The 7,754-nt window shown below is 43.3% G+C and carries 12 protein-coding genes; 3 read left to right on the forward strand and 9 right to left on the reverse strand.

Annotated elements, in window-relative coordinates:
- The first annotated feature begins 289 nt into the window (after positions 1-289).
- Positions 290-1,051, forward strand: a complete 762-nt coding sequence (locus Q7J27_00230) for a slipin family protein (protein MDO9527568.1) — start codon at positions 290-292, stop codon at positions 1,049-1,051.
- A 15-nt stretch (positions 1,052-1,066) separates the two neighbouring features.
- A complete protein-coding gene (locus Q7J27_00235) occupies positions 1,067-2,404 on the forward strand; it encodes a nodulation protein NfeD (GenBank protein ID MDO9527569.1) in 1,338 nt (445 codons plus the stop codon).
- A 662-nt stretch (positions 2,405-3,066) separates the two neighbouring features.
- Here Q7J27_00235 and Q7J27_00240 read toward each other — a convergent pair.
- Entirely contained in the window at positions 3,067-4,389 is a 1,323-nt protein-coding gene (locus Q7J27_00240) for an AIR synthase-related protein (GenBank protein ID MDO9527570.1), read from the reverse strand.
- A gap of 72 nt (positions 4,390-4,461) precedes the next feature.
- Between Q7J27_00240 and Q7J27_00245 the strand changes: the two genes are divergently transcribed.
- Entirely contained in the window at positions 4,462-4,590 is a 129-nt protein-coding gene (locus tag Q7J27_00245) for a hypothetical protein (protein ID MDO9527571.1), read from the forward strand.
- A 276-nt stretch (positions 4,591-4,866) separates the two neighbouring features.
- On the opposite strand, the gene Q7J27_00250 is transcribed toward Q7J27_00245, so the two are convergent.
- The 8 genes from Q7J27_00250 to Q7J27_00285 all read right to left on the reverse strand — a co-directional run bounded on the left by Q7J27_00250 (position 4,867) and on the right by Q7J27_00285 (position 7,563).
- The gene (locus tag Q7J27_00250) at positions 4,867-5,001 is read right to left on the reverse strand and encodes a hypothetical protein (GenBank protein MDO9527572.1); all 135 of its coding nucleotides are present in this window, start codon (positions 4,999-5,001) and stop codon (positions 4,867-4,869) included.
- A 36-nt stretch (positions 5,002-5,037) separates the two neighbouring features.
- Positions 5,038-5,337, reverse strand: coding sequence for an arsenate reductase ArsC (locus Q7J27_00255; GenBank protein ID MDO9527573.1), 300 nt, complete (start codon positions 5,335-5,337; stop codon positions 5,038-5,040).
- Between the two features lie 31 nt (positions 5,338-5,368).
- On the reverse strand, positions 5,369-5,545 hold the full coding sequence (locus Q7J27_00260) for a hypothetical protein (GenBank protein ID MDO9527574.1): 177 nt from the start codon (positions 5,543-5,545) through the stop codon (positions 5,369-5,371).
- Positions 5,546-5,557: 12 nt separating this feature from the next.
- Positions 5,558-5,833, reverse strand: a complete 276-nt coding sequence (locus tag Q7J27_00265) for an aminotransferase class V-fold PLP-dependent enzyme (GenBank protein MDO9527575.1) — start codon at positions 5,831-5,833, stop codon at positions 5,558-5,560.
- 39 nt (positions 5,834-5,872) lie between these two features.
- A complete protein-coding gene (locus Q7J27_00270) occupies positions 5,873-6,226 on the reverse strand; it encodes an aminotransferase class V-fold PLP-dependent enzyme (GenBank protein ID MDO9527576.1) in 354 nt (117 codons plus the stop codon).
- Positions 6,227-6,329: 103 nt separating this feature from the next.
- Positions 6,330-6,539, reverse strand: coding sequence for a hypothetical protein (locus Q7J27_00275; protein ID MDO9527577.1), 210 nt, complete (start codon positions 6,537-6,539; stop codon positions 6,330-6,332).
- 323 nt (positions 6,540-6,862) lie between these two features.
- Positions 6,863-7,210 (reverse strand): metalloregulator ArsR/SmtB family transcription factor, encoded by a 348-nt coding sequence (locus tag Q7J27_00280; protein ID MDO9527578.1) that lies wholly within the window; start codon positions 7,208-7,210, stop codon positions 6,863-6,865.
- 2 nt (positions 7,211-7,212) lie between these two features.
- Positions 7,213-7,563, reverse strand: coding sequence for a putative zinc-binding protein (locus Q7J27_00285; GenBank protein ID MDO9527579.1), 351 nt, complete (start codon positions 7,561-7,563; stop codon positions 7,213-7,215).
- Positions 7,564-7,754 lie beyond the last annotated feature (191 nt).

Genomic DNA, 7,754 nt, shown 5'->3' on the forward strand with positions numbered 1-7,754 from the left:
GTTAATAAAATATATACTACAAGAAAATCTTCGCTATGCTCGGATTTACTCGAACTATATGTTTATAAAACATATACTACACGAAAATTGTGGAATGCGCTAGAAGCAATTGAAAATTCGATGTGTATATAGGGCAACGCCGCGCATGCGCGGATTGTAGAATCGTTTTTATCATGCACTCATTAAACACTCTGTACCACAGTGCTGCACCAGCTATACAAATACAACTTTTTTATTGAACAATAACTTTTTATCCTGAAACATTCTGTATAGTTTTGGAGGATGTTATATGGTAAATGAAATTATATTTCCAGTATTGGTAATTTTTATAGCGATATTATCCCAAGCCCTCAAGATGGTGAAGGAGTATGAACGTGTTGTTATCTTCAGGTTGGGCAGGCTTAGTGGTGTGAAAGGACCCGGTCTTTTCCTAATCATCCCTATAATTGAGACAGTTGTAAAGATCGATCTTCGTGTGGTCACGATAGATGTCCCTAAACAGGCTGTCATCACAAAAGATAACGTTACTGTAGAAGTGGATGCGGTTGTGTACTACAAAGTTACTGAACCAGCTGCTGCTGTGACTGAAGTGGAGAATTATAGGTATGCAACTTCAATGCTTTCCCAGACCACGCTCAGAGATGTATTGGGTAAGATAGAACTTGATGACATACTTTCACAACGTGAGACTATCAACAAGGATATTCAGGAACTTCTGGATGCTTCTACAGATCCCTGGGGTATCAAGGTCACAAGTGTGACAATAAGGGATGTCAGTCTCCCAGAGACAATGCTTCGTGCAATTGCAAAACAGGCAGAGGCAGAACGTGAAAAGCGCTCGCGTATCATCTTGGCAGAAGGTGAGTTCAAGGCTGCTGAGAAGATGAAAGAGGCTGCAAAACTGTATCAGGAAGTTCCGGTCGCTATCAAACTGCGAGAACTCCAGACCTATGCCGAAATTGCAAGAGAGAAGAATTTGATAATAATATCTTCTTCGACCGAGTTGGGACAGGTTGCTGCATTGTCGCAAGCTGTTGCGAAACAAATATAATGTGAAATGTAAAAAATGAAAAGCGGATATGGAGGAGATTGTATGATGTTTAAAAGATTTTATCTCCTCCCACTTATTATTTTTATTATTAGTCTCATTGTTTTAATTTCACCTGTATGTGCCGGTGTAGATCAAAAAGTACTTGTTCTTGATATTTCAGATTCCATCACTCCGGTATCGGATGACATTGTTCTGGATGCAATTTTAGCAGCAGAAGCGGGAGGCTTTGAGGCCCTTATCATTACACTCAACACGCCCGGAGGCGGACTGGATGAAACTTTCAGTATCATTGAATCAATTGACCAATCAGATATTCCGGTTATTGGATATGTTTATCCCGAAGGTGTGAAAGCATGGTCTGCAGGCACACTGATATTGATCAGTACGGATATTGCCGCAATGGCACCGCACACCATAATCGGCTCGGCACAGCCTGTTGAGATGTCAGCAACCGGAATTGAACCGATCGAGGATTCAAAAATTGTCAATGCCATTGTTGCACTTGCACGCGAAAAGGCACTCATGCATGGCAGGAATGAGACTGTTGCCGAACAGTTCATTACCGAAAATTTAAACCTCAATGCCGAATCTGCACTGGACGCAGGAGTTATTGAGTTTATTGCACCAACGATTGAGGATCTACTTGTGCAGATAGATGGGACGATCATTAAAGGTAAAACACTCAACACGAGCGGTGCAGAGATCGAATATTACACCCCATCAGTCAGACTTTCTTTTATGAATATTATTTCAAACCCTCTTATATCGTCCATCCTGATGATGCTCGGAATATACGGGGTCGTGTTCGGGATATCCAATCCAGGAGTGGGTGCTGAGATATTTGGTATAATTGCAATTACACTGGGGCTTATAGGCACCGGATTTGATGTGAATATCGCTGCAGTCTTCCTTTTGCTTGTCGGTATCGCACTATTGATATTGGAATTTCAGGCACCCGGTTTTGGGGTATTTGGGATTGCAGGCATCATATGCATGATTGCAGGCAGTATCCTTTTGGTACCAATGAGTTTCCCCCAATTTTATACGCCTGCCGATTTCCAGAGAACCTTGATGATATCCGTTGCTACACCTACAGTGGTTATCGGTATCGTGATGGTGTTTGCGATATACAAGGTAATGGAAGTCAGGCACAGAAAACCCCTTGTTGGTGAAATTATAGGGGACATGGCACAGACCATAGACCCGCTTGAACCAGGTATCACAGGTTTTGTGATGCATAAGGGAGCATATTGGAAAGCACGTGCAGATGAGTCTATTGCTAAAGGGGAAAAGGTTGAGATCATCGAAAAGGATGGGGGGGTGCTTGTTGTTAAGCGAGCACAGCAAGAATAGGGGCAAGGTCTTTGTATATATGTGTCAAAACAACGACATAAATTTAATAGTTTTATCTGAAACCAAAACCAATGCAACCGCCGCAGGCGGCATATTCCCATACTAGTGACCTACAAAAACGTAATGCTAAATTCATCTGTATTCATTTATCAGGTAATAAAGAAAATCGTGTTTCATCCCTATTTTACAGGAGCAAAATCTTGTCTTTTATTTTTTTATTTTATCATTGATGGAGGGTTGTGCCGCCTGCGGCGGATTGCCTCGGCACGAGAAAATCCTCGCTATGCTCGTATTAACTCGCACTATATATTTATAAAATATATACTATCAAAAATCGCTAAAAAATAGGTATTTGTTTATCTGATGAAATGTCGGTGCACATTTCAAATACCTAAAACCCCATGCAGCAACCCCGCCGCAGGCGGCATGTTCCATACCTGCCATCCATTCACATTCGCAAAATACGCAGTTTCTATGTAGGGCAATCCATACAAAAACAGATGTATTGACAGCGATTGAAACTTCGATATGTATTCAGGGCAGTGGTGAAGGACGGTGCCGCGCTACGCGCGTGTGGTAGCATCGTTTTTATTTCCAACTCATTAATCTGCAACGCTACAACACAATTTCAAATCCGCTAAACAAATACAAAAATAGTAACATCAGGCATTCCGTATCATCTCAACAACACGCCGTTTCTTCTCGACAGCATCATGCGCTGCCCTGTCAATTGCACTTTTCATCTCATCAAAATTACGCGGCTCTTCTTCACCTATCATCTTTTTAATGGGGGTATATGCGGATTCTCTGAAACGAGGTGTAAAATCATGTATCTTACCATCAATTATCACTTCGGCACCGGTCCCTTCCTCAACACGTCCGATGATGTCGATCTCAACACCTGCCGCCCTTACGGTCTGCATGATGTCGTCTACAAATTCGGAGGGTGCAATTATGAGCAATGCGTCAAGTGAGACACCAAGATAATCTATCTCAAGCGATTCAAGCATCTCAAGTACTACCGGATTTACCAGAGGGCGCATGCGCGATTCCTCAAATACGAGTTTCACACCTGCTGTTCTTGATATCTCCTTTGCATCACCTCTGATGCCGCCATTTGTGACATCTGTCATGGCATGAATGTGTTTGGTCAGACCAGAATCAATGAGTGCTTCGCATGCTTCAAGGAACTTGATGTTGATGGTTTCGTCAACGACCTCATGCATGTTGTAATAGAGTGCAGTGGTTGAGATAGTACCCCCGCCTGCGCCTTCTGTCATGAGGATGACGTCACCTATCTGGGTCTGTATTCGGGATGTGAGTTCGGATGTCGCGCCGACAGCACCGACACCGCCTGTCATGCGCTCGCCTATGACCATGTCTCCACCGATGCGGAGGGTGCTGCCTGTTATGAGCGGAATTCCCGTTAGTTCCGAGACCGTTGTGATGCCTGCTATATGGTCGAATATCTTTGCGACATCCCCGTCATCTGCGACATGGATGTCTGAGAGCAAGGCAACCGGACGTGCACCCATGACATATACATCACGAAGGGATGCTCTTGCTACATGAAAACCTGCAAGGAACGGGAAATCACTTAGGCGGGAATGGATACCGTCAATTGTTACTATAATGTATTTTTCATCGCCGTTGGTTTTGACCGCGCCTGAATCGTCAAGATGGGATGTGTCGACAACGGCACTCGTTTTCCCGATAACTTCCGCAATCTTTTCGTGGGTATAAAAATCACCCATGCCGCGCGATCCGACACCGAACTGTCCCATTGTGACGCCTGATATGGTTGATGTTAGCACATCGCCGCTGACATTCAGTGTGGCTTTGGCTTCAACAATGGCAGCCTTTGCAAGGTTTCGTGCATGCTGTGGTGTGGTCTTTTTCACTTCAAGTATGCGCGCTGTCAATTTGTCTTCAATATCGGGGTCGCTGGCAAGCAGGCCCCGTTTTGCATAACCTTCTATATCCATGATAATCCCTGTTCATTAAAGTTAAAGTTAAAGTTAAAGTTAAAATAACCCAGGAGGTACAAGCCCATAATAATGGCAGCGAAGGCCACAATATACCAGATAACGCTACTGCCTAAAAAGATTCTTCCCAGGATAGAAGCTGCAACCCCCAAGGCGCTTAATGTAAAGGCAATCCCCAAAACAAAAGCGAGGGACAGATAAAAACTGTGCCTCTTGGATGTTTGCTTTTTCCCGCCCACATAGCCAATAATTAACATGACGGTGGGAAAAGTGCAAGGACTCAAGCCGCTCCCCAGACCACCCAGGAGAACGATTATATATGTGGAGAAAGAAAGATCTGCATTTAATAGCTCTAGAAGCAGACCTAATTTACCTCACTATCCAGCAAAGATTGCAGTTGCCCATCATCAAAAGGGCCGACAATAATTTCTTTTACTTCGCCAGTTACACCTATGATGGCAAGGGAAGGCATATGGGTCACATTATATTTCTGTGCAAGGGAAAGCATATCCTTACATTTGAACCCCCAGAGCAGGGATAAATGAGGACTTCCGCAGGTGTGCAAGTGCACTCATCACCAGCTGCCGCCATTTTTAGCTTTTCTTTTTCCATGATTTTCCTCCTAATTTATGTTTGGGATCGGAAGTGTCAGTCCAGTAGTTCTGTCATTAAATCCTTAACAAGTTTTGAAATTTTATCTCTAACTTCTCGAAATTTATTTACTATTTCTTCTTGGGTCCCTTCCGTCCTGGCCGGGTCTTCCAGGGGCCAGTGGCGCTTTTGAACTTTGCCCGGCACGACCGGACAGCTTTCCCGCGCATCGCCGCACAGCGTTATAAAGAAATGGGCTTGATCCAGAATATCTTTATTGATAGACTTGGAAGTCTGACCGGATATGTCTATTCCGGCTTCTTTCATGACGGCAACAGTCCTGGCAGGGCGAAACATAAGTTAGTTCTACATTTTTCAAGAGCATGCTTTACCTCCTGTCCGCCCGCATTAGCTGCCCAGCCAAACAGGGAAGAGGTTTTTTTACTTGTGGAACTACCCGCTTCATGACGAAGGACAGTGCTTCTTCAGGATCTTTGTCCATGCAGATGCTTTCCAACGTGATCAGGTCTTCCTCGCTTAGTACAAAGAAGATTTTACTCATCATATTCACCTCTTATCATTGGGACACAATTTCTTTTACAGCCTTGACCAGAGCAGTTATCTCCTTTTCCGTAGTAAAATTGCCCGGGCTGACACGTACAGTTCCGTATTCTACGGTTCCGATGCACCGGTGAGCCTGGGGAGCACAATGCAGCCCCGCCCGTACCATGATCCCGTATACCTCGTCCAAAACGTAGGCCACTTCTTCGGGAGCAACGTCTTCCACGTTAAAGCTGAATACGGCAACGCGCTCTTCAGCGTTTTGCGGCCCGTAAATAGTTAAACCAGGGATTTTTTCAGTTGCGCCAGCGCAAAAGCAGTTAACTCTTGCTCATGCTTTCTGATCTTGTCTACGCCTTGCTCCAGGATAAACTCCACGTCGCCACATGGAATTATGCTCCATGTGGGAAGTAACTACGTGGTTCCCTTCCCGCAGGAACCCCTTTAAGGCCAAATTTAAGGATTCTGTTACATTGGACGTGAATACAATGCGGAACACGTCTTCAATATTAAAAAGGCGTCCCAACAGTTTCCTGGTTTTGAAGACAAGGCCGTCAGCTTCGAGGGCACGTCGGTAAGCTCCCCGTCCGGAGCTGGCACCGATATGGCGCATGTAATGGTCCACTGCTGTCACTGCTTCCGGTTTCGGGTAGGTCGTGGCTGCATTATCCAGGTATATAGCCATCGTTATCCCCCTCCCCCTCACTCAATCAAAGTGACTGTCCTGCTTCTCGATATATGTTGCTTTCTGGCTAGCTTTTCTAAATTCTCCACCCTGTGTTGCTTTTCTACTTTTGCTTATTCTTCATCATTGACATCATCTGGGGCATATCCATTTTAAATCCTTTCATCAGCTCTTTGCAAAGCGGCATCATGTCCTGTGTCATATCTTGCTGATTTTCAGCAAACAGCTTGCAGAATTCAGGCAGAACCTCTTTCATAAATTGAATTTTTTCAGCTTTATTTAACGCATCAAATTTATTTTTTAATTCTTCCATCGTTCGCCCTCCAACAATCATAGTTTGTAATGCCACTCCAAGCATGGTATGCAATTGCCGCCTATTGCTGCACCAATTGCAACCAGCTCAATCTTTTTTCGTTAAAGCTCGTGATATTGCCTCGCTTCCTTAATTAACTAATCGCCACAACCGCTGAAGGTATTAAATGCACCTTTTGCTCTAGCTTTCTTCATGGGTTTAGCTGCGAGCTTTTCAAGATTTTGGGTTATGCTTTTAAAAATTTAATGCCAACAGGCTCTCTTTCAAACTTCAAGATGCTTTTCAATTTATCATTTATTTCAACTAAATTACTCATTTATCTATTACCCCTCTCTACTACACATTGTGCCTTTACTTATTTTTTCTACCAGCTTATTTCTGTCATTCTTTAAAACAATGTGTTCATCGATATTGCTAATTATAATATTTAATATTTCAGATGCAGTCTTATTTTCCAGGTTAACATAGTAAAAAACCCACTGGCCTTGTCGGTTATCCCGAACTAAACCAGCGTCTCTAAGTTTAGCCAGATGCCTTGAAACCTTTGGCTGTGATTCATCTAGTACTTCACATATCTCGCAAACACACATTTCCTTCTGAGAAAGGAGCACCATAATCCTTAGCCTTGTTTCATCAGACAATGCCTTCAAGAATTCTGTTAGATTAATCATAATTACACCTGTTGCGCTGAAAGAAATTCATTAATGACTTCCTTGACTTTTTCTTCGACTTTATCAATACTCGTTTCATCATTAAAGTTCTTATTCTTAGGTATGTCAAAATCAGCTGTAAGCATAATTTCCTTGTACTCAAATGCCTTTGATGCGCATTTAATGAGGCATCCGTTCAAAGCAAGGTGCTTTTCATTAACATTGGCCATGTCAATAATGCTCTTGATTCCTAGAGGGAGCCCAAGCGGACATACCATATTTACAGTTTCATTATCAACCAATTTGAGTACAATCTTGTTCGTCATCACACCAACATTGCATGCTCCCTGACAGGATAAAATACCAATTGTCATAATTTCGTCTCCTTCTTAATATATGCTTATGCGTATATCCATATGTTACTCCTATTGAAATGTACTGTTTAGCCCCGCGCAAAATGACCGGGTTCGCCTTTACATATCTGGCCGTTTAGGATACGCTTCAAGCAAAAAGGAAAAGATCCCACATAACAACACCTCCGGCAAGAGACAGGTTGAAATGCAGG

This window comes from Syntrophales bacterium (assembly GCA_030655775.1).
Classification (GTDB): Bacteria; Desulfobacterota; Syntrophia; order Syntrophales; family JADFWA01; genus JAUSPI01.

Bases quoted from the DNA above. Each gene is read 5' to 3' on its own strand.
- Q7J27_00245 (MDO9527571.1), top strand. From the start codon at position 4,462: ATGGCAGCGAAGGCCACAATATACCAGATAACGCTACTGCCTAAAAAG.
- Q7J27_00230 (MDO9527568.1), top strand. From the start codon at position 290: ATGGTAAATGAAATTATATTTCCAGTATTGGTAATTTTTATAGCGATA.
- Q7J27_00255 (MDO9527573.1), bottom strand. From the start codon at position 5,337: ATGTTTCGCCCTGCCAGGACTGTTGCCGTCATGAAAGAAGCCGGAATA.
- Q7J27_00240 (MDO9527570.1), bottom strand. From the start codon at position 4,389: ATGGATATAGAAGGTTATGCAAAACGGGGCCTGCTTGCCAGCGACCCC.
- Q7J27_00280 (MDO9527578.1), bottom strand. From the start codon at position 7,210: ATGATTAATCTAACAGAATTCTTGAAGGCATTGTCTGATGAAACAAGG.
- Q7J27_00235 (MDO9527569.1), top strand. From the start codon at position 1,067: ATGAAAAGCGGATATGGAGGAGATTGTATGATGTTTAAAAGATTTTAT.
- Q7J27_00275 (MDO9527577.1), bottom strand. From the start codon at position 6,539: ATGGAAGAATTAAAAAATAAATTTGATGCGTTAAATAAAGCTGAAAAA.
- Q7J27_00270 (MDO9527576.1), bottom strand. From the start codon at position 6,226: ATGGCTATATACCTGGATAATGCAGCCACGACCTACCCGAAACCGGAA.
- Q7J27_00260 (MDO9527574.1), bottom strand. From the start codon at position 5,545: ATGATGAGTAAAATCTTCTTTGTACTAAGCGAGGAAGACCTGATCACG.
- Q7J27_00285 (MDO9527579.1), bottom strand. From the start codon at position 7,563: ATGACAATTGGTATTTTATCCTGTCAGGGAGCATGCAATGTTGGTGTG.
- Q7J27_00250 (MDO9527572.1), bottom strand. From the start codon at position 5,001: ATGGAAAAAGAAAAGCTAAAAATGGCGGCAGCTGGTGATGAGTGCACT.